The organism is Azospirillum sp. Marseille-Q6669, from assembly GCF_965111635.1.
On sequence record NZ_CBCOOP010000003.1, the window covers coordinates 40,300 to 59,520 of the forward strand.

The following is a 19,221-nucleotide window of genomic DNA, read 5'->3' on the forward strand; positions in this document are numbered from 1 at the left end:
CTATTCCGGGTCCTATTGGGGGTCGCGCTCGTCCGCGTAGAGGTCCCAGGGCTCCGCCTTGGCGGCGGCCACCCATTCCGCCATGGCCGGCAGCTCCATCACCGCCCGCGCGTAGTCGCCGCACAGCCCGTCCATCTCCACCCCGTAGGTGAGGAGGCGCGTCACCACCGGCGCGTACATGGCGTCGGCGATGGAGAAGCCGCCGAACAGGAAGGGGCCGCCCGCCCCGAAGCGGGACCGCGCGTCGTGCCACAGGGCGAAGACGCGGGCGATGTCGGCCTCGCTTTCGGCGTTGCGGCCCACGCCGGGGCGGAAGGCCTTGAGGTCCATGGACATGAAGTTGCGCAGGGCGGCGAAGCCCGAATGCATCTCCGCCGAGACCGACCGCGCCACCGCGCGGGCGTGGACGTCCGCCGGCCAGAGGGCAGCCTCGGGGAAGGACTCCGCCAGATACTCGCAGATCGCCAGCGAGTCCCAGATCACCCGGTCGCCGTGCCGCAGACAGGGCACCCGGCCGGAGGGCGAATGCTCCGCGATGCGGGCCGCGGTGCCGGGCTGGCGCAGCGGGATGACGATCTCGCGGAAGGGCCGGCCGGTCCGCTTCAGCGCCAGCCAGGGCCGCAGGGACCAGGAGGAGAAGGCCTTGTTGCCGATGACCAGCGTCAGGTCGTCCATGGATGCGCCTCGGTCGCGAAGGAAGAGGGTGGCGGAGCATGCCTGTCCTGCGACCTTGCGGCAAGCCGGCACGCAATCCCCCTTTTCAGGGGCGCTCCGGCGCGCCATGCTTTCCATCACTGTTTCCGTTTCCTGACGAAGGACGCCCGCCTTGCTCGCCACCCTGCTCGCCACGGCCGGCCCCGGCACCGTGACCATCACCCCGCTGAACAAGGCCGGCCTCGCCACGTGGCTGGAGGGTCAGCCGCCCGCCACCGCGGCCTGGGTCAAGGCTGTGAACTTTACGGGGGAGGCCGGTTCCACCGCGTTCCTGCCAGGGGAGGGCGGAGCGGTCGCCCGCGTGCTGGCCGGCGTGTCGGCGTTGGATGACCTGTGGGGCCTCGCCGGGCTGCCCGCTGGCCTGCCGCCGGGGAACTACCAGCTGGACGAGGCGGTGGACGCCGCGCTCGACCGCCGCGCCGCCACCCGTCTGGCGCTGGGCTGGGCGCTCGGCAGCTACCGCTTCGGGCGCTACAAGGCGTCGGAGAAGTCCTTCGCCAACCTCGTCTGGCCCAAGCACGCCGACCAGGGCGAGGTGCAGCGCACCGCCACCGCGACCTATCTGCTGCGTGACCTCGTCAACACGCCGGCCAACGACCTCGGCCCGGCGGAGCTGGCTGCCGCCGCCGCCGCGCTGGCGTCGGAGTTCGAGGCGGGGCTGGACGTCATCGTCGGCGACGGTCTGCTTGACCGCGATTATCCGGCCATCCATGCGGTGGGCCGGGCCAGCCCGCGCGCGCCGCGGCTGATCGATCTGCGCTGGGGCAACCCGACGCACCCGAAGGTGACCATCGTCGGCAAGGGCGTCTGCTTCGACAGCGGCGGGCTGGACATCAAGCCGTCGTCGGGCATGCTGCTGATGAAGAAGGACATGGGCGGGGCGGCGCACGCGCTGGCGCTGGGCCGCATGGTGATGATGGCGGGGCTGCCGGTGCGGCTGCGCGTTCTGATCCCGGCGGTGGAGAACGTGATCTCCGGCAACGCCTTCAAACCGATGGACGTGCTGAAGACGCGCAAGGGCCTGAGCGTGGAGGTCGGCAACACCGACGCCGAGGGCCGGCTGATCCTGTGCGACGCGCTGGCCGAGGCGGATTCGGAGAAGCCCGCCCTGCTGATCGATTTTGCCACCCTGACCGGGGCCGCCCGCGTCGCGCTGGGGCCGGACCTGCCGGCGCTGTTCGCCAACGACGACGATCTCGCCAACGACCTGCTGGCCGCCGGGGAGGAGCAGAGCGACCCGCTGTGGCGCCTGCCGCTGTGGGCGCCCTACCGCAAGGGGCTGGACAGCAAGGTCGCCGACCTCAACAACGTGACCAGCAACGGCATGGCCGGGGCGATCACCGCCGGGCTGTTCCTTCAGGAGTTCGTGTCGAAGGACACGCCCTGGGCGCATCTCGACACCTTCGCCTGGAACAGCGGCGCCCGCCCCGGACGCCCGGAAGGCGGCGAGGCGCTGGGCCTGCGCGCGGCCTATGCCGTTATCGCCAAGCGGTTCGGGTGACAGAGCGGTTCAACAAGCGGCATATGGTTAAAATTGTCACCCCCGCGGGCGTCGCGGGGGTGGCGTGCCGATTCGGAAAGGACTAAAACCTTCGGGTAGGACCGGTGGACTCGGGTGCCGGCCGGGTTTTTGGAGGCGGATACATGGCGCTGAAGGTTCGTGAGGATTATCGCACCCTCACCGGTCCGGAGAAGGCGGCCATCCTGATGCTGGCGCTGGGCGAGGAGCATTCGTCCAAGCTGTTCGCGATGATGGACGACGAGGAGATCAAGGAGCTGTCGCAGGTGATGGCGAACCTCGGCACCGTCTCCGCCAACCTGATCGAGCGCCTGTTCGTCGAATTCGCGGAGCAGATGTCGGCCACCGGCTCGCTGGTCGGCTCTTTCGACTCCACCGAACGCCTGCTGCTGAAGACGCTGCCCAAGGACAAGGTCGACTCCATCATGGAGGAGATCCGCGGTCCGGCCGGCCGCACCATGTGGGACAAGCTGGCCAACGTCAACGAATCGGTCCTGTCCAACTACCTGAAGAACGAATACCCGCAGACCGTGGCGGTGGTGCTGTCGAAGATCCGCCCGGAACACGCCGGCCGCGTGCTGACCCAGTTGCCGGAGAGCTTCGCGATGGAGGTCATCATGCGCATGCTGCGCATGGAGGCCGTGCAGAAGGAGGTTCTGGACGACGTGGAGCGCACGCTGCGCACCGAGTTCATGACCAACCTCGCCCGCACCAGCCGCCGCGACAGCCACGAGATGCTGGCGGAAATCTTCAACGGCCTGGACCGCACGACCGAGCACCGCTTCATGGCCGCCCTGGAGGAACGCAACCGCGACAGCGCCGAGCGCATCAAGTCGCTGATGTTCACCTTCGAGGACCTGTCCAAGCTCGACCCCTCGGGCGTCCAGGCCCTGCTGCGCAGCGTCGACAAGCAGAAGCTCGCCACCGCCTTGAAGGGTGCGTCGGAGACGCTGAAAGACCTGTTCTTCTCCAACATGTCCGAACGCGCGGCGAAGATCCTGCGCGAGGACATGGCCGCCATGGGGCCGGTCCGCGTCCGCGAGGTGGACGAATCCCAGATGTACATGGTCCAGCTCGCCAAGGATCTGGCCGCCCGCGGCGAAATCGTCATCTCCGAAGGCAGCGGCGAGAACGAGTTGATCTACTGAGCGGGCTCCCGACGAGGCCCCCACCCTCCCGCTTCGCGGACTTGCCCGCTCCCGCGACACCCTGACCGATCGATCCGGTTGCGAAACGCTTGCCTGTCCGGGCCGGGTTGGGGGACACTCCTTCGCCGCGCGTTCCGAATGCGGGGGCCTTCGGGGCAAGGGACGCGGTACGCGGGGGGAAATCATGGCACGGAACCTGAAAGCGCTCGGCCTGTGGCGGACGGCTCTGATCGCCAGCGTCCGGCAGGACGGGCCGGACCTGTCGGCGCGGCAGATGGCCATCATGCTCCAGGTCTATCTGACCGATCCGCCGCACACCGTGCGCGGTCTGGCGGCGACGCTGAACATCTCCAAGCCCGCGGTGACCCGCGCGCTTGACCGGCTGTCGCTGCTCGGCTTCATCAAGCGCAAGCGCGACGTCGAGGACAAGCGCAGTGTGCTCGTCCAGCGCACCGTGAAGGGCAGCGTCTTCCTGTCCGACTTCGCCGAACTGGTCGTCGCTGCGGGCGCCGTGGCGCCAGAGGACATGGCGGTCATCCGCGCTGAGGAGGAGGTGGCGGCCTCCGCCAAGGCGCGGCTGGAGGCGCAGTTGAGCGCCTCCAATCCTGTGGCGGTGCCCGCCTGACCGGCTGCCGTTTTCAGTAGCCCTGGCTGCGGTCCACGAGGTTCGGCAGAGGGCGCCCCTCACGGAAGGCGGTGATCGCTTCGGCCACCACCGCGGCGGAGCGCGACGGGTGGGTGACGGCGGCGACGTGCGGCGTCACATGCACCTTCGGGTGGGTCCAGAAGGGATGGCCGACGGGCAGCGGCTCCTCCGCGAACACGTCCAGGCTGGCCCCGGCGATGTGCCCGCTCTCCAGTGCCGCCAGCAGATCGTCCTCCACCAGATGGCCGCCGCGCGCGGCGTTGACGACCACCGCCCCCTTGGGCAGGGCGGCGAACAGCTTGCGGTTCAGCAGGCCGCGCGTCTCCGCCGTCAGCGGCAGCAGGCAGACCAGCAGGTTGCATTGCCCGAGCATCGCCGCCAGCCCGTCGGGTCCGGAAAAGCTCTCCACCCCCGGCAGCGTCTTCGGCGTCCGGCTCCAGCCCAGTACACGGTAGTCCATGCTCAGCAGCGTCTTGGCCGAGGCCATGCCCAGCTCGCCCATGCCCAGGATGCCGACGTTCACCTCCGACGCCGGGCAGGGGTCCAGCGGCTCCCACCGCCCGGCCTGCTGGAGCGCCTTGTACTCGTCGAGGAGCCGGTGCCAGCGCAGCACCTGCAGCGCCACATAGCCGGCCATGTCCACCGTCAGCCCCTCCGACACCATGCGGACCAGCGGCACCTCGGGCAGGGTGGGGTCGAGCAGCAGCGATTCCACCCCGGCGCCCAGCGACACGATCAGCTTCAGGTTCGGCAGGGTGGCGAGCAGCCCGTGCGGCGGCTTCCACACCAGCGCCATCTCGATGTCCGCCGGGTCCCCCATCTCGGGCCACACCCGCACCTCCAGGCCGGGCAGGCGGGCATCCAGCTCGCTCAGCCAGCGGTCGGACCGGTCGGTGGTGGAGCAGAAAAGCAGCGTCACGGTGCAAACCCCTGTAATGTTATTGTTCGTCGTCGAACCCTTCCGAGCCAACCGTGCCCCGTCTGATCCTGCTGAACAAGCCCTATGGCGTGCTGCCGCAATTCACTGATGAGCAGGGGCGTCCGACGCTGGCCGACCATGTGCCGGTGAAGGGAGTCTACGCCGCCGGGCGGCTGGATCGCGACAGCGAGGGGCTGCTGGCGCTGAGCGACGACGGCGCGCTGATCGCCCGCATCGCCTCGCCCAAGCACAAGCTGCCCAAGACCTACTGGGTGCAGGTGGAAGGCGTCCCGACCGAGGAGGCGTTGCAGCGCCTGTGCGACGGGGTGACGCTCAACGACGGGCCGACTCTGCCCGCCGAGGCCCGCCGGATGGAGGAGCCGGACGGCCTGTGGCCGCGCGACCCGCCCGTGCGCTTCCGCGCCGCCATCCCGACAAGCTGGATCGCCCTGACCCTGAAGGAGGGGCGGAACCGTCAGGTGCGCCGCATGACCGCCGCGGTCGGCTTCCCGACCCTGCGGCTGATCCGCTGGTCCATCGGCGACTGGACGCTGGACGATCTGGCGCCTGGCCAATGGCGCGAGCTGACGGTGCCGGGGCGGGACTCCCCGAAGGCATCGCCGCATCGGCCGAAGGCGCCGCCCAACGCCACGAAGGCGAAGCGCCTGCGGAGCCAAGGCAATCGCACTTGACCCTCATAGCCCTCTCCCCTCTGGGGAGAGGGTGGCCCGAAGGGCCGGTGAGGGGGTTGCGCTTTTGCCGGACGTACCGACACGCGCAACCCCCTCACCCTAACCCTCTCCCCAGGGGGGAGAGGGGATAGCGAACGCGGCGACGCTACATCCGCACGGCGTCGGACTTGACGGCTTCCAGGTTCAGCGCGGCGGCGAGCAGGGCGCGGGTGTACTCCTCCCGCGGCTCCTCGAAGATGCGGCGGGTGGGTCCCTGCTCCACCACCTTGCCGTCCTTCATGACGATGACGTGGCTGCTGAGCGCCCGCACCACCCGCAGGTCGTGGCTGATGAACAGGTAGGCGAGGTTGTTGCGCGCCTGGATGTCGCGCAGCAGGTCGACGATCTGCGCCTGCACCGACATGTCGAGCGCGCTGGTCGGCTCGTCCAGCACCACGAACTTCGGCTTCAGCACCAGGGCGCGGGCGATGGCGATGCGCTGGCGCTGGCCGCCGGAGAACTCGTGCGGGTAGCGGTGGCGGCTGGACGGGTCGAGCCCCACCTCCTCCAGCGCCTTGGCCACCATCGCGTCGCGTTCGGCGCCGGAGCCGATGCGGTGGATCGTCAGACCCTCGCCGATGATCTGGCCGACCGACAGGCGGGGCGACAGGCTGCCGTAGGGGTCCTGGAAGACCACCTGCATCTCCCGGCGCAAACCGCGCAGCTTCTTCGCCTGCCAGCCCTGGATGTCCTTGCCGTCGAAGCGGATCGCCCCCTCGCTGGCGTGCAGGCGCAGCAGGGCGAGGCCCAGAGTCGTCTTGCCGGAACCGGACTCGCCGACCACCCCGACCGTGTGCCCCTGCCGCACGTTGACCGACACGCCGTCCACGGCGCGGACGTGATCGACGGTGCGGCGCAGCAGGCCCTTCTTGATCGGGAACCAGACCTTGAGGTTGTCGGCGGCCATGATCTCCGGCGCGTCGGCGGGCGGGGTCAGCGGGTCGCCCTTCGGCTCCGCGGCCAGGAGCTTGCGCGTGTAGGGGTGTTGCGGGCGGGCGAAGATGTCGGCGACGTCGGCCTGCTCGACGATCTCCCCCTGGTTCATCACGCAGACCCGGTCGGCCATCTTACGCACCACGCCCAGGTCATGGGTGATGAGCAGCAGCGCCATGCCGAAGCGGCGCTGGAGGTCCTTCAGCAGCTCCAGGATCTGTGCCTGGATGGTGACGTCCAGCGCGGTGGTCGGCTCGTCGGCGATCAGCAGGTCGGGCTCGTTGGCGAGCGCCATGGCGATCATCACGCGCTGGCGCTGGCCGCCCGACAGCTCGTGCGGGTAGGCGTTCAGCCGCTTTTCCGGGTTGGGCAGCCCGACCAGCCGCAGCAGCTCCAGCGTGCGCTTGCGCGCGGCGGCGCGGGACAGGCCCTTGTGCAGGAACAACGTCTCGTTGATCTGCCGCTCGATGCTGTGCAGCGGGTTCAGCGAGGTCATCGGCTCCTGGAAGATCATGGCGATGCGGTCGCCGCGCACGTCGCGCAGCACCTTCTCCTCCGCCCCCACCAGCTCGGTCCCGCGGAAGCGGATGGAGCCATGCGGATGGCGCGCCATGGGGTAGGGCAGCAGTTGCAGGATCGACAGGGCGGTGACCGACTTGCCCGACCCGGACTCGCCGACCAGCGCCAGGGTCTCCCCCTTGGCGATGTCGAAGGATACACCCTTCACCGCGTGCATCGCCCCGCCGCCCGAGCGGAACTCGACATGGAGGTTGCGGACCTGGAGGAGATCGTCGGTCCCATTGGTCGTCATGTCGGTCATGGGCGGTTCCGCCTTCTTGGGGTGGTGGTCGTGGGGGGCATCATTCCGCGGCCTTCTGCGCCACGGCGGCCGCCTCGTTGGCGGTTCCGGTGGCGGTGGAGAGCTGGCCGATGGTCTTGCGCGGGTCGAAGGCGTCGCGCACCGCCTCGCCGATGAAGATCAGCAGGCTCAGCATGATCGCCAGCACGAAGAAGGCGGTCAGGCCCAGCCAGGGCGCCTGGAGGTTGGCCTTGCCCTGGGCCAGCAGTTCGCCCAGCGAGGGGGAGCCGGGCGGCAGGCCGAAGCCCAGGAAGTCGAGCGCTGTCAGCGTGGTGATGGACCCGTTCAGGATGAAGGGCAGGAAGGTCAGCGTCGCCACCATGGCGTTGGGCAGCACGTGGCGCACCATGATCGTCGCGTCGGTGGCGCCCAGCGCGCGGGCGGCGCGCACATAGTCGAAGTTGCGCGCCCGCAGGAACTCCGCCCGCACCACATGGACCAGCGAGGTCCAGGAGAACAGCAGCAGCAGCCCGAGAAGCCACCAGAAGTTCGGCGTCACCACGCTGGACAGGATGATGAGCAGGAACAGGGTGGGCAGGCCCTGCCAGATCTCGATGAAGCGTTGGAACAGCAGGTCGGTGATGCCGCCGAAATAGCCCTGGACCGCCCCCGCCATGATGCCGACGACGGACGAGAAGGCGGTCAGCACCAGCCCGAACAGCACGGAGATGCGGAAGCCGTAGATCAGCCGCGCCGTCACGTCGCGCCCCTGGTCGTCGGTGCCCAGCCAGTTGTCGGCGGACGGCGGGGCCGGGGCGGGGACCGGCAGGTTGTAGTTGATGGTGCGGTAGCCGTAGGGGATCGGCGGCCAGACGATCCAGCCCTTCTCCTCGATCAGCTGGCGCACATAGGGGTCGCGGTAATCGGTCTCCGTCTCGAACTCGCCGCCGAAGGTGGTTTCCGGATAGGCGGTGAAGACGGGCCAATACAGCGCGTTGTCGTATTTGATGAGCAACGGACGGTCGTTGGCGATGAACTCCGCGCCCAGCGACAGGGTGAACAGCACCAGGAAGATCCAGAAGGACCAGAAGCCCCGCCGGTTCGCCCGGAAATTCGCCAGCCGCCGCCGGGTGAGCGGCGTCACGTGCATGCCGAGGAAGCGGTCGCCGGTCATGCATGACCCTCCTGACAGGCGTTTGCCCTCACCCCTCTGGGGAGAGGGGAGGGTGAGGGGGTTGCGCGTGGCGGTGCGTCCGGCACAAGCGCAACCCCCTCACCCCAACCCTCTCCCCAGAGGGGAGAGGGGGCAAGCGCCAGAAACGGATGCATGTTCATCACACCCTCCGCGCTTCGAAGTCGATGCGGGGATCGACGGCGACGTAGGTCACGTCGCCGACGAGGTTCATGATGAGCCCCAGCAGCGTGAAGAAGTACAGCGTGCCGAACATCACCGGATAGTCGCGGTTGATCGCCGCCTCGAAGCCCAGCAGCCCCAGCCCGTCCAGCGAGAAGATCACCTCAATCAGCAGGGCGCCGGTGAACAGGATGCCGATGAAGGCGCCGGGGAAGCCGGCGATGACGATCAGCATGGCGTTGCGGAAGATGTGGCCGTAGAGCACCCGCCGCTCCGCCAGGCCCTTGGCGCGGGCGGTCACGACATACTGCTTGTTGATCTCCTCCAGGAAGGAGTTCTTGGTCAGCATGGTCAGCCCGGCGAAGCCGCCGATCACCATGGACAGCACCGGCAGCACCATGTGCCACGCATAGTCGAGGATCTGTTGCCACCAAGGCAGGCTCGCCCAGTTGTCCGACACCAGCCCCCTCAGCGGGAACAGGTCGAAATAGCGCCCACCGGCGAAGACGACGATCAGCAGCACGGCGAACAGGAAGCTGGGGATGGCGTAGCCGACGATGACCACGCCGGAGGTCCAGACGTCGAAGGGCTGGCCGTCGCGCACCGCCTTGGCGATGCCCAGCGGGATCGACACCAGATAGACGATCAGCGTCGTCCAGATGCCCAGCGAGATCGACACCGGCATCTTCTCGATCACCAGATCGACGACGCTGCGGTCGCGGAAGTAGCTTTTGCCGAAGTCGAACATCAGGTAGTTCGACATCATGTGGATGAAGCGCTCGTGCAGCGGCTTGTCGAAGCCGAATTCCTTCTCAAGCTGCTTGATGAACTCCGGGTCCAGCCCCTGGGCGCCGCGGTAACGGCTGCCGGTGTCGCCGCCCTGGGCCTGCTGCGCCGCCGGGCCGCCGGTCTCGCCGCCGCCGGTGCCGCCGATGCGGGCGGTCGCCTCCACCGCGGTGCCCTGGACGCGGGCGATCATCTGCTCGATGGGACCGCCGGGGGCGATCTGCACGATCAGGAAATTGATGACCATGATCCCGAACAGCGTCGGGATGATCAGCAGCAGACGGCGGATGATGTAGGCCAGCATCGCGCGGGTTCGCCTTTCTGTTTGCCGTCTCAGGGCGCCGCGCGGCGGGCCGTGTTGGCGAGCTTCGCGTTCTTGTCGGGATCGACCCACCAGGTGTCGGTGAAGGCCAAGCCGTATTTGGGCGCAACCGCCGGATGGGAGAAACGGTTCCAATAGGCGACGCGCCGCACGTCGTCGTGCCATTGCGGGATGACGTACCAGCCCCACAGCAGCACGCGGTCGAGCGCGCGGGTCGCGGTGATCAGGCTCTCGCGGTCGGGGGCCTGGATCACCCGGTCGATCAGTGCGTCCACCACCGGGTCCTTGATGCCGGCCAGATTGCGGCTGCCCGGCTGGTCGGCACGGGCCGCCTGCCAGTAGTCGCGCTGCTCGTTGCCGGGCGAGGTCGATTGCAGGATGCGCTGGATGACCATGTCGAAGTCGTAGCGGTCGATCCGGTTCTGGTACTGGGCGGTGTCCACCACGCGGATGGCCGCCTCGATCCCGGCGCGCTCCAGGTTGCGGACGAAGGGCTGGACGATGCGGTCCATGTCCGGCTGCACCAGCAGGATCTCGAAGTGCATCGGCTCGCCGGTCTTCGCGTTGAGCAGCTTGTTGCCCTTCAGCTCCCACCCGGCTTCCTTCAGCAAGGACAGCGCCGTGCGCAGGTTCGGGCGGATGTTGCCGGACCCGTCGGTCTGCGGCGGCTCGAAGGGCTTGGTGAAGACCTCCTCCGGCACCTTACCCCGGAACGGCTCCAGCAGTTTCAGCTCCTCCGGCGAGGGCAGACCGGTGGAGGCCAACTCGGAGTTGGAGAAGAAGCTCTTGGTGCGCTGGAACAGGCCGTAGGACAGGTTCGCCCGCGTCCATTCGTAATCGAACAGGTAATTCAGCGCCTCGCGCACCTTGCGGTCAGCGAAGACCGGGCGGCGGCTGTTGAAGACGAAGGCCTGCATGCCCTGCGGGTCCTGGTGTTTGATCTCCTCGCGGACGATGTGGCCGTCACGGACCGCGGGCACGTCGTAGCCGGTCACCCAGTTCTTCGACGAATGCTCCACCCGGAAATCGATGGCCCCGGCCTTGAAGGCTTCGAACACCACGTCGAGGTCGCGGTAATAGTCGAAGCGGATGCGGTCGAAGTTGTAACGCCCGCGGTTGACCGGCAGGTCCTTGGCCCACCAGTCCTGCACCCGCTCGAAGACGAGCGAGCGGCCGGGCTGCACCTCGACGATCCGGTAGGGGCCGCTGCCGACGATGGGGTCCAGCGTGGTGCTGGCGAAGTCGCGCACCCCGGAGCCGTTTCCTTCGAACACATGCTTCGGCAGCACCGGCAACTGGCCCATGATGACCGGCAGCTCGGGGTTGCCGCCGTCGCGGAAGGTGAAGGTGACCGCACGCTCGCCGGTCTTCTCCGCCTTCGTCACGTCGGCGTAGTAGGTGCGGTAGAGCGGGTGGCCCTTGTCGCGCAGCGTCTCGAAGCTCCACACCACGTCGTCGGCGGTCACCGGGGCGCCGTCGTGGAAGCGCGCCTGCGGGCGCAGCGTGAAGCGCACCCAGCTCCGGTCCTCGGCGACGGTGATCGTCTCGGCGAGCAGCCCGTAGCGGGTCAGCACCTCGTCCCCGCTCTCCACCGTCAGCGTGTCGAAGGGCAGGGTGGCCCCGGCGGCGGTCGACCCGCGCAGGATGAAGGGGTTCAGGCTGTCGAAGCTGCCGTAGGTCGCCAGCTTGATCTCGCCGCCCTTCGGGGCGTCGGGGTTGACGTAGTCGAAATGCTGGAAGTCCGGCCCGTATTTGGGCGTCCCATGGGCCGTGACGGCGTGCCCCGCGGATTTCTGGGCGTCCTCCGGCTGGGTGGATTGGGCACGGGCCGTGGCGAAGGGTTCCGCCAGATACAGGCACATGACCGCGGCCAGGATCGCTTTACCGGTCTTCCTCATGCCCCTCTCGGTCCTTATTGTTTCCGGTAAGGTAGGGTCTCCCTTGTGGCACAATCAAGGCGGAGCCTCGGCTTTAAGGGGCTATCGCTTCACCCACCACGCCTCGGGGAAGCCACTGTTGCGGAAGCCCAGATCGTATTTCGGCGTCTTCTCCGGAAAGCCGAGCGTCGTCCGGTGGGCGATCCAGTTGTCCGGGTTGTACCAGTGCGGCACCATGTAGAATCCCCACAGCAGCACGCGGTCGAGCGCGCGGGTCGCCGCCTGGACGGACGCCAGATCCTTCGCCGCCAGCGCCTTTTCGATCATCGCGTCGGCCGCCGGCTCCTTGATGCCGGCGTAGTTGGCCGATCCCCGGACGTCGGCGGCGGCGGAGCCGAAATAGCTGCGCAGCTCGGTCCCCGGCGGGGTGAAGAAGTTGAAGTTCGCCACCACCACGTCGAAGTCGAACTCGTCGGTGCGCGCCTGGAACTGGGCGGTGTCAACCACCCGCAGCACCGCGTCGATGCCCGCCTTGCGCAGCGCCTCCACATAGGGCTGGATCACGCGGGTCAGCGCGCCGGTGCCGTCGAGGAACTCGATGCTCAGCACCTCGCCGGTCCTGGCGCTGGTCATCCGGCCGTTCTTCAGCTCCCACCCGGCCTCGCGGAGCAGGCGCATGGCCTCGCGCAGGTTGTTGCGATTGTTGCCGCTGCCGTCGGTCTTCGGCGGCTCGAAGGGAGTGGTGAAGACGCGCTCCGGCAATTGGGCGCGGAAGGGCTCCAGCAGGGCCAGCTCCTCCGGCGTCGGCGGCCCCTTGGCGCCGAAGTCGGAGTTGGGGAAGTTGGAGGTGGTGCGGAGATACTGGCCGTACAGGATGTTCTTCTGAATCCATTCGAAGTCGAACAGATAGCCCAGCGCCTCGCGCACCCGCGGGTCGGCGAACTTTGCGCGGCGGGTGTTCAGGCGGAAGCCCTGGGCGCCCAGCGGCAGGTCGCTCTTCACCTCGACGCGGTTCACCCGGCCATCCTTGGCGGCGGGGAAGTCGTAGCCGGTGGTCCAGCGCTGCGCCCGGTGCTCGGTGCGGAAGTCGTAGGCGCCGGCCTTGAAGGCCTCGAACATCACGTCGTCGTCGCGGTAGTAATCGACCTTCACGCTGTCGAAGTTGTAGAAGCCGCGCGCCGTGGGCAGGTCGCGGCCCCACCAGTCGGCCACCCGCTCGTAGGTGATGGAGCGGCCGGGATCGACGGTCCTGATGCGGTAGGGGCCGCTGCCCAGCACCGGCTCCAGCGTCGTCTTGGAGATGTCGCGCCCGTTGGCGGTCCACCAGTGTTCGGGCTGGGGGGCGATGCTGGTGGCGAAGTCGATGATCGGCTTCATCTCCCCGGTGGTCTTCAGGGTGATCTTCAGCCGGTGCTCGTCCAGCGCCTCCACCGCGGCGACGCGGTCGAGGAAGGACTTCAGGAACGGGTTGCCGTGCGCCTGGATGGAATCCCAGGCGAACACCACGTCGCCGGCGGTCACCGGTACGCCGTCGTGCCAGCGCGCTTCCCGGCGCAGGTGGAAGACGGCCCAGCTCTTGTCGTCGGGCAACTCCACCGACTCCGCCAGCGACCCGTAGGCGGCGTCCATCTCCCAGCCGGAGCCGACCATCAGCGAGTCGGCGATCAGCCCCAGCGTGCGCGGGGTGACGCCGCGCAGGATGATCGGGTTCAGGCTGTCGAAGCTGCCCTGCGCGGCCAGGGTGATCTGTCCGCCCTTGGGAGCCTCCGGGTTCGCGTGCGGGAAATGGGTGAAGCCCGGCTTGAACTCCGGCTCGCCGAACTGCTTCAGGGCCGGGACGGTGACCGTCTGCGCCTGGGCACCGTTCGCCTGGATTGGCGCCGTCAGCGCAAGGAGAGCCAAGAAAGCAGTCGTCCGGGCGGCAGCGAGAACTCGGCGCATCGTCGGTCCTGATGTGGTTGGGCCTGAGATGATAAGGCGGATCAGCCCTAGCATGTACGCGCCTTGCGGCGCGTCAAGTCCGCGTACGCAACGGTATCTTACGCCCGTGCGCTGGCGCCGGCCCGTCCGGGGGCGCAAAAAAGGCGGAAATGCGGCAAGCCCGACGAGGTGGTGACATGACGATGTTCCGGCGCACGAGCGCGGAGTTTCTCGGCACCTTCTGGCTGGTCTTCGGCGGCTGCGGCAGCGCCGTGCTGTCCGCCGCCTTTCCGGAGGTCGGGATCGGGCTGACCGGCGTCTCCCTGGCCTTCGGCCTGACGGTGCTGACCATGGCCTACTCGGTCGGCCACATCTCCGGCTGCCACCTGAACCCGGCGGTCACGGTGGGGCTGTGGGCCGGCGGGCGCTTCCCGGCCAAGGACATCCTGCCCTACGTCATCGCGCAGGTGGTCGGCGCCTTCCTGGCGGCGCTGGTGCTGTACGTCATCGCCACCGGCAAGGCCGACTGGTCGCTGGCCGCCAAGGGGTTGGCCGCCAACGGGTACGGGGAGCATTCGCCGGGCGCGTACAACCTGACCTCCGGCCTGCTGATCGAGGTGGTGCTGACCTTCATGTTCCTGATCGTCATCCTGGGCTCCACCGACCGGCGGGCGCCCGCGGGCTTCGCGCCGCTGGCCATCGGTCTGGCGCTGACGCTGATCCACCTCATCAGCATCCCCGTCACCAACACGTCGGTGAATCCGGCGCGCAGCACGGGGCCGGCGCTGGTCGTCGGCGGCTGGGCGCTGCAGCAGCTCTGGGCCTTCTGGGTGGCGCCGCTGGTCGGCGGGCTGCTCGGCGGGCTGGCCTACCGCGCGCTGGCCGAGGAGATGCCGCCGAAACCGGCCATCACCGGCGAGGCCCGGCCGTCCACCTGAGCCTTTGCCATCTGAGCCCTTTCTGACCCTTTCCCTTCGGGTCCCTCCCGACTCAGCGGACCGTGCCCCTCCGGTGCGGTCCGTTTTTTATGGGGATGTTCACCCCCAACCCGGCCCCACCCAGTGGAAGTCACGGCCTTGTCGCGGGAACTTCGCGGGCGTCAACGGTTATTCTGAACATCCGTTGACGCACAGGGAGTATATCATGCGGCAGTTCGACCCCGATTCCAACCCGATGACCGACGAGGATTACGGCATCGTCCTCGGCCTGTTCATCGGCATCTACCTGGGGCTGCTGGCCGTCTCGCTGCTGCCCTGACCGGCGCGGGTCTTCTTCCAGTGGTCGGCCATGCGCTCCATGAGCTGACGGTAGCGGCGGTCGGACCGCATCATCCGGCGCACCGCCTTACCGTTGCGCGGGTCGGCGAGCATCCATTCCTCGGCGGCCATCTGGTGCTCCGGGTGGATGGACAGGATGTAGATCGCCGCCTGCTCCGGCTGCTTTACGGCCTCCTCCTTCAGCCCCTCCAGGATCGCCCCGACATAGAGCGGCAGGACATTGCGGAAGTCCTCCGGCCCGGTGCCGTCCTGGGCTCCATGTTGGGAGGCGGCGTCGTCTCCGGCGCCCATCAGGGCGCGGCGCTCCTCCGCCGGAAGGGCGAAGAAGGCGTCCAGCCCCAGCAGCAGGTCGCAGACCGTCTTCTTGCGGACCATCCAGTTGGCCCCGCCCGACACCCGGCCGGCCAGCGAGTGCAGGAAGGGACGCAGCTTCTCCGGCGAGGTCTCGAAGACGGAGCGGGCGGGCGTGGCGATGGTTGCCATGGGCGTGGTCCTCCTGTCTCAGCCGGCCAAGGCGGCCAGCGTCTCGCGGTGGGTGCGGGCGTCGCCCGCGGCGACCACACGTCCGCTGGATTTGGCGTCGAGCGGCCGCCCGTCCCAATCGGTCATCAGCCCGCCGGCCCCGGTCACCACCGGCACCAGCGCCGCGAAGTCGTACAGCTTCAGCCCCGATTCGACGACGAGGTCGTAATAGCCCGCCGCCAGCAGGCCGTAGCTGTAGCAATCGCCGCCATAGACGGACACCTTGGCCGCCCCCGCCACCCGGCGGAAGGCATCCTGGTCCGTGCCGGGGAACAGGTCGGGCGAGGTGGTGCCCAGGGTCGCCGCGGCCAGCCCCCCGGCGCAGGCGCGCACGCGGGCCGGCTGGCCGTTGAACAGGGTCGGGCGCCCCTCGACGCCCAGCCAGCGGTCTCGGACGATGGGCTGGTCGATGACGCCGAGCACCGGGCGCCCGCGGTGCAGCAGGGCGATCAGCGTGCCGAAGATCGGGCGGCCGGTGATGAAGGACTTGGTGCCGTCGATGGGGTCGATCACCCACACCCACTCGGCGTCCAGGTTCTTCGTCCCGAACTCCTCGCCATAGATGCCGTCGTCGGGGCGCTCGGCCTCGATGATGCTGCGGATCGTCCGCTCCGCCTCGCGGTCGGCGATGGTGACGGGGGAGGCGTCGGCCTTGTCGTCCACCGCCACCGGCGTGCGGAAATACTGGCGGATGACCGGGCCGGAGGCGTCGGCCAGACGCTCCGCCAGGGTCACCAGGGGGGTGGGGCAGGGTTCGGTCATGGTCGCTCCGCCGGATCGCGCGTGGTTGGGACGAGGGCGGCATCCTAGTCGGGTGCTCTCCCGGCGCAAACCATGAATGAAGGAGGAGGGTTGCGCGGGACGCCGCTTCCCCGTTCCGCGGGCTTGTGGCAGCTTCTTCGCCATGCACGACCGCTCCTCCCCACCCGACCGCCCGAACGCCCGCCCGAACGCCTATGCCGGCATCCCGCTCGACCGCGCCGCCGTGCGCCGCAAGGACAAGGACTGGCTGAAAGACGCCTGGGCCTCGCCGAACGCGCGCCTGCTGCCCGTGGCGAAATCGCGCAACTTCGTGACCGGCGACGCCGACTCGGCCCACGCGGTCGCCGTTGCCTGTGGTGGCGATTGGGGCGTGGAGCCGGTCTTCCTCGGCCTGCTGGACGGGATTCCGCACTTCACCGTGGACCTGACCGGCCTGGAAGCGCCGGAGGAGCATCCGGCCCTGGCCGGGCTCGGCCGTTTCGAGGACCTGCGCGCCGTCGGCCCGGTGATGGAGGCGACGGAGGCCGGGCTGTGCGCCTACGCCCGCGGCATCACCTGGTGGAACGCCCGGCACCGCTTCTGCGGCGTCTGCGGCTCGGTCGCGGCGGGTGCCGAGGGCGGGCATGTGCGCGTCTGCACCAACCCGGACTGCGCCACCCACCATTTCCCGCGCACCGACCCGGCGGTGATCATGCTCGTCCATGACGGGGCCGGGCGGATGGTGCTGGGCCGCAACTCCCGCTTCCCACCGGGCATGCATTCGGTGCTGGCCGGCTTCGTCGAGCCGGGCGAAAGCCTGGAGGACAGCGTGAGGCGCGAGGTGCTGGAGGAGGTGGGGCTGGAAGTCACCGACATCCGCTATCACTCGTCCCAGCCCTGGCCCTTCCCGTCCTCGCTGATGCTGGGCTTCAGCGCGCGGGCGGTGACGCTGGACATCCAGACGGACTTGGAGGAGCTGGAGACGGCCCACTGGTTCGACCGCGATTTCCTGCGGACCTTTACTCCCAGCGAGGAGTTCCGCCTCGCCCGCCCCGACAGCATCGCCCGCCGCTTGATCGACGAATGGATCGCCGAGGGGAAGTGAGGGAACACGCGGCGAAGCCGTGGGAAGGGTGGGGCGAGCGCGGCCCGCCCCGCCCCTCAATCCTCGCCGATGCGCTGGCTTTCCTGATAGCGGAAGGGGTTGGCCGGGTAGACGCCCAGGATCTTCACCTCGCCCGCGCGGGCGAAGAAGGCCAGCTCCTCCAGCGCCAGACGCAGGGAGCGCTCCTCCGGATGGCCTTCCACGTCGGCGTAGAACTGGGTCTGGGTGAAGTGCCCGCCGACCATGTAGCTTTCCAGCTTCGTCATGTTGATGCCGTTGGTGGCGAAGCCGCCCAGCGCCTTGTAGAGGGCCGCCGGCACGCTGCGCACGCGGAAGACGAAGGTGGTGATGATCTTGGCCCCGGTCCCTTCGGTGGGCAGCGGCGGGGTCTTCGGCTCGCGGGACAGGATCAGGAAGCGGGTGGTGTTGTGCTCCGCGTCCTCGATGCCGCCCTTCAGGATGTCCAGCCCGTAGATGTCCGCGGCCAGCGAGGAGGCGATGGCGGCGTGCTGCGGGTCGCCCAGCTTGGCGATCTCGGCGGCGGCGCCCGCGGTGTCGGCGTGGGAGATCGCCGTCAGCCCCAGCTCGCGCGTCATGTTGCGGCACTGGGACAGCGCCTGGATGTGGCTGCGCACTGTCTTCAGCCCAGCGAGAGTCGCGCCCTTCGGGGCGAGGAGCTGGTGGTTCACCCGCTGGAAATGCTCGCCGATGATGTGCAGGCCGCCTTCAGGCAGCAGATGGTGGTTGTCGGCCACGCGCCCGGCGATGGAGTTCTCCACCGGGATCATGGCGAGCGCCGCGCGCCCCTCGCGCACGGCGGCAAAGGCGTCCTCGAACGTGGCGCAGGGCAGCGTCGTCATCTCCGGAAAGACCGTCCGGCAGGACAGGTCCGAATAGGCGCCGGGCAGGCCCTGGAAGGCGATCACGTTCGAGGTCGTCATCGAGAGGTCTTCTTTTAGAGGGAGGTGCGCTTGGCGAGGATCGCGCGGGCGCGCTCCAAGTCGGCGGGAGTATCGACGCCGAGCGGAACCGCGTCAACGACGGCGGCGTCGATGCGCATCCCGAAGGCCAGGGCGCGGAGCTGCTCCAACCGCTCACGCTGCTCCAGCGCCGAGGGCGGCAGGCGGACGTAGCGCTCCAGCGCGGCGCGGCGGTAGGCGTACAGCCCGATGTGGTGGAACAGCGGCCCGTCGCCCCAGGGGACGGTGGCGCGGCTGAAATAGAGGGCGCGGCCCCGCCGGGCGCCGGGCGGCAGCTCCAGGACGGCCTTGACCACGTTGGGATCGGTGCGCTCCTCCTCCCGCGTGATCTCGACCACCAGCGTGGCGATGTCCACCTGCGGGTCGGACAGCGGGGCGAAGGCGGCGCGGACCACCGCCGGCTCGATGGTCGGCAGGTCGCCCTGCACATTCACCACCGCGTCGTATTTCCCCTCCGGATCGAGCAGGCTGACCGCCTCGAAGATGCGGTCGGAGCCCGAGGGATGGTCGGGCCGGGTCAACACGGCGGTGCCGCCCGCCGCCTCCACCGCCGCGGCAATCTCCGGCTCGGCGCAGGCGACCACCACCGGGCCGATCTCCGCCTCCATGGCGCGGCGCCACACCTGCACGATCATCGGCGCGCCGCCGATGTCGGCCAGCGGCTTCCCCGGCAGGCGGGTGGAGGCCATGCGGGCGGGAATCACGACGATTGGATTTGAGGGCGGCGGGTTCGCCGTGCCCTGGGTGTCTGCGCTGGCGTTCATGTCGGCGTTCATGATGGAACGGCCCCCTGTCGCGTCGGAAAGGTGGCGCGGGTGAACCATGGATCGCCCTTTGCGTCAAGCGGCGTCACTCCAATATTCAGGTGGCCAACAGTCGGAGAACCGATATTCCTGTGGCAAGGGAGGGGGCCGAAGCGGTGACAAGC

General features: G+C 68.9%; 17 protein-coding genes. 6 read left to right on the forward strand and 11 right to left on the reverse strand.

Annotated elements, in window-relative coordinates; all coding sequences use genetic code 11:
- Positions 1-12: 12 nt before the first annotated feature.
- Positions 13-675, reverse strand: coding sequence for a glutathione S-transferase family protein (locus ACWPXE_RS17570; protein ID WP_454018820.1), 663 nt, complete (start codon positions 673-675; stop codon positions 13-15).
- Between the two features lie 151 nt (positions 676-826).
- Between ACWPXE_RS17570 and ACWPXE_RS17575 the strand changes: the two genes are divergently transcribed.
- From ACWPXE_RS17575 to ACWPXE_RS17585, 3 genes are all read left to right on the forward strand, one after another.
- Positions 827-2,215 (forward strand): leucyl aminopeptidase family protein, encoded by a 1,389-nt coding sequence (locus tag ACWPXE_RS17575; RefSeq protein WP_454018821.1) that lies wholly within the window; start codon positions 827-829, stop codon positions 2,213-2,215.
- A gap of 143 nt (positions 2,216-2,358) precedes the next feature.
- Entirely contained in the window at positions 2,359-3,381 is a 1,023-nt protein-coding gene (gene fliG / locus ACWPXE_RS17580) for a flagellar motor switch protein FliG (RefSeq protein WP_014239388.1), read from the forward strand.
- A 184-nt stretch (positions 3,382-3,565) separates the two neighbouring features.
- Entirely contained in the window at positions 3,566-4,006 is a 441-nt protein-coding gene (locus tag ACWPXE_RS17585; RefSeq protein ID WP_454018822.1) for a MarR family transcriptional regulator, read from the forward strand.
- A gap of 13 nt (positions 4,007-4,019) precedes the next feature.
- Here ACWPXE_RS17585 and ACWPXE_RS17590 read toward each other — a convergent pair whose 3' ends face one another.
- The gene (locus tag ACWPXE_RS17590) at positions 4,020-4,946 is read right to left on the reverse strand and encodes a 2-hydroxyacid dehydrogenase (protein WP_454018823.1); all 927 of its coding nucleotides are present in this window, start codon (positions 4,944-4,946) and stop codon (positions 4,020-4,022) included.
- A 53-nt stretch (positions 4,947-4,999) separates the two neighbouring features.
- Here ACWPXE_RS17590 and ACWPXE_RS17595 point away from each other — a divergent pair, with 53 nt between their 5' ends.
- The gene (locus ACWPXE_RS17595) at positions 5,000-5,638 is read left to right on the forward strand and encodes a pseudouridine synthase (protein ID WP_454018824.1); all 639 of its coding nucleotides are present in this window, start codon (positions 5,000-5,002) and stop codon (positions 5,636-5,638) included.
- Between the two features lie 145 nt (positions 5,639-5,783).
- On the opposite strand, the gene ACWPXE_RS17600 is transcribed toward ACWPXE_RS17595, so the two are convergent.
- The 5 genes from ACWPXE_RS17600 to ACWPXE_RS17620 form a co-directional block, all read right to left on the reverse strand.
- Positions 5,784-7,421, reverse strand: a complete 1,638-nt coding sequence (locus ACWPXE_RS17600) for an ABC transporter ATP-binding protein (protein ID WP_454019380.1) — start codon at positions 7,419-7,421, stop codon at positions 5,784-5,786.
- 49 nt (positions 7,422-7,470) lie between these two features.
- A complete protein-coding gene (locus ACWPXE_RS17605) occupies positions 7,471-8,583 on the reverse strand; it encodes an ABC transporter permease (protein ID WP_454018825.1) in 1,113 nt (370 codons plus the stop codon).
- A 160-nt stretch (positions 8,584-8,743) separates the two neighbouring features.
- Positions 8,744-9,853 carry a microcin C ABC transporter permease YejB gene (locus tag ACWPXE_RS17610; protein WP_114861849.1) on the reverse strand — a complete coding sequence of 370 codons (1,110 nt, stop codon included), beginning with the start codon at positions 9,851-9,853 and terminating at the stop codon, positions 8,744-8,746.
- 29 nt (positions 9,854-9,882) lie between these two features.
- Entirely contained in the window at positions 9,883-11,769 is a 1,887-nt protein-coding gene (locus ACWPXE_RS17615; RefSeq protein ID WP_454018826.1) for an extracellular solute-binding protein, read from the reverse strand.
- Positions 11,770-11,850: 81 nt separating this feature from the next.
- Positions 11,851-13,650, reverse strand: a complete 1,800-nt coding sequence (locus tag ACWPXE_RS17620) for an extracellular solute-binding protein (RefSeq protein ID WP_454018827.1) — start codon at positions 13,648-13,650, stop codon at positions 11,851-11,853.
- A 215-nt stretch (positions 13,651-13,865) separates the two neighbouring features.
- Here ACWPXE_RS17620 and aqpZ point away from each other — a divergent pair, with 215 nt between their 5' ends.
- Complete coding sequence (gene aqpZ / locus ACWPXE_RS17625; RefSeq protein WP_174440093.1) at positions 13,866-14,606, forward strand: aquaporin Z; 741 nt, start codon at positions 13,866-13,868, stop codon at positions 14,604-14,606.
- A 282-nt stretch (positions 14,607-14,888) separates the two neighbouring features.
- On the opposite strand, the gene ACWPXE_RS17630 is transcribed toward aqpZ, so the two are convergent.
- Positions 14,889-15,428 carry a hypothetical protein gene (locus ACWPXE_RS17630; protein ID WP_454018828.1) on the reverse strand — a complete coding sequence of 180 codons (540 nt, stop codon included), beginning with the start codon at positions 15,426-15,428 and terminating at the stop codon, positions 14,889-14,891.
- 18 nt (positions 15,429-15,446) lie between these two features.
- Positions 15,447-16,229, reverse strand: a complete 783-nt coding sequence (hisN, locus tag ACWPXE_RS17635) for a histidinol-phosphatase (protein WP_454018829.1) — start codon at positions 16,227-16,229, stop codon at positions 15,447-15,449.
- A 142-nt stretch (positions 16,230-16,371) separates the two neighbouring features.
- Here hisN and nudC point away from each other — a divergent pair, with 142 nt between their 5' ends.
- Positions 16,372-17,313, forward strand: a complete 942-nt coding sequence (nudC, locus tag ACWPXE_RS17640) for an NAD(+) diphosphatase (protein WP_454018830.1) — start codon at positions 16,372-16,374, stop codon at positions 17,311-17,313.
- 56 nt (positions 17,314-17,369) lie between these two features.
- Here the strand turns inward: nudC and ACWPXE_RS17645 are convergent, their stop codons facing one another.
- Together ACWPXE_RS17645 and ACWPXE_RS17650 are read right to left on the reverse strand one after the other, a co-directional pair.
- A complete protein-coding gene (locus tag ACWPXE_RS17645; protein WP_137115037.1) occupies positions 17,370-18,254 on the reverse strand; it encodes a prephenate dehydratase in 885 nt (294 codons plus the stop codon).
- 14 nt (positions 18,255-18,268) lie between these two features.
- A complete protein-coding gene (locus ACWPXE_RS17650; protein ID WP_454019381.1) occupies positions 18,269-19,057 on the reverse strand; it encodes a 3-deoxy-manno-octulosonate cytidylyltransferase in 789 nt (262 codons plus the stop codon).
- Between the last annotated feature and the right edge of the window lie 164 nt (positions 19,058-19,221).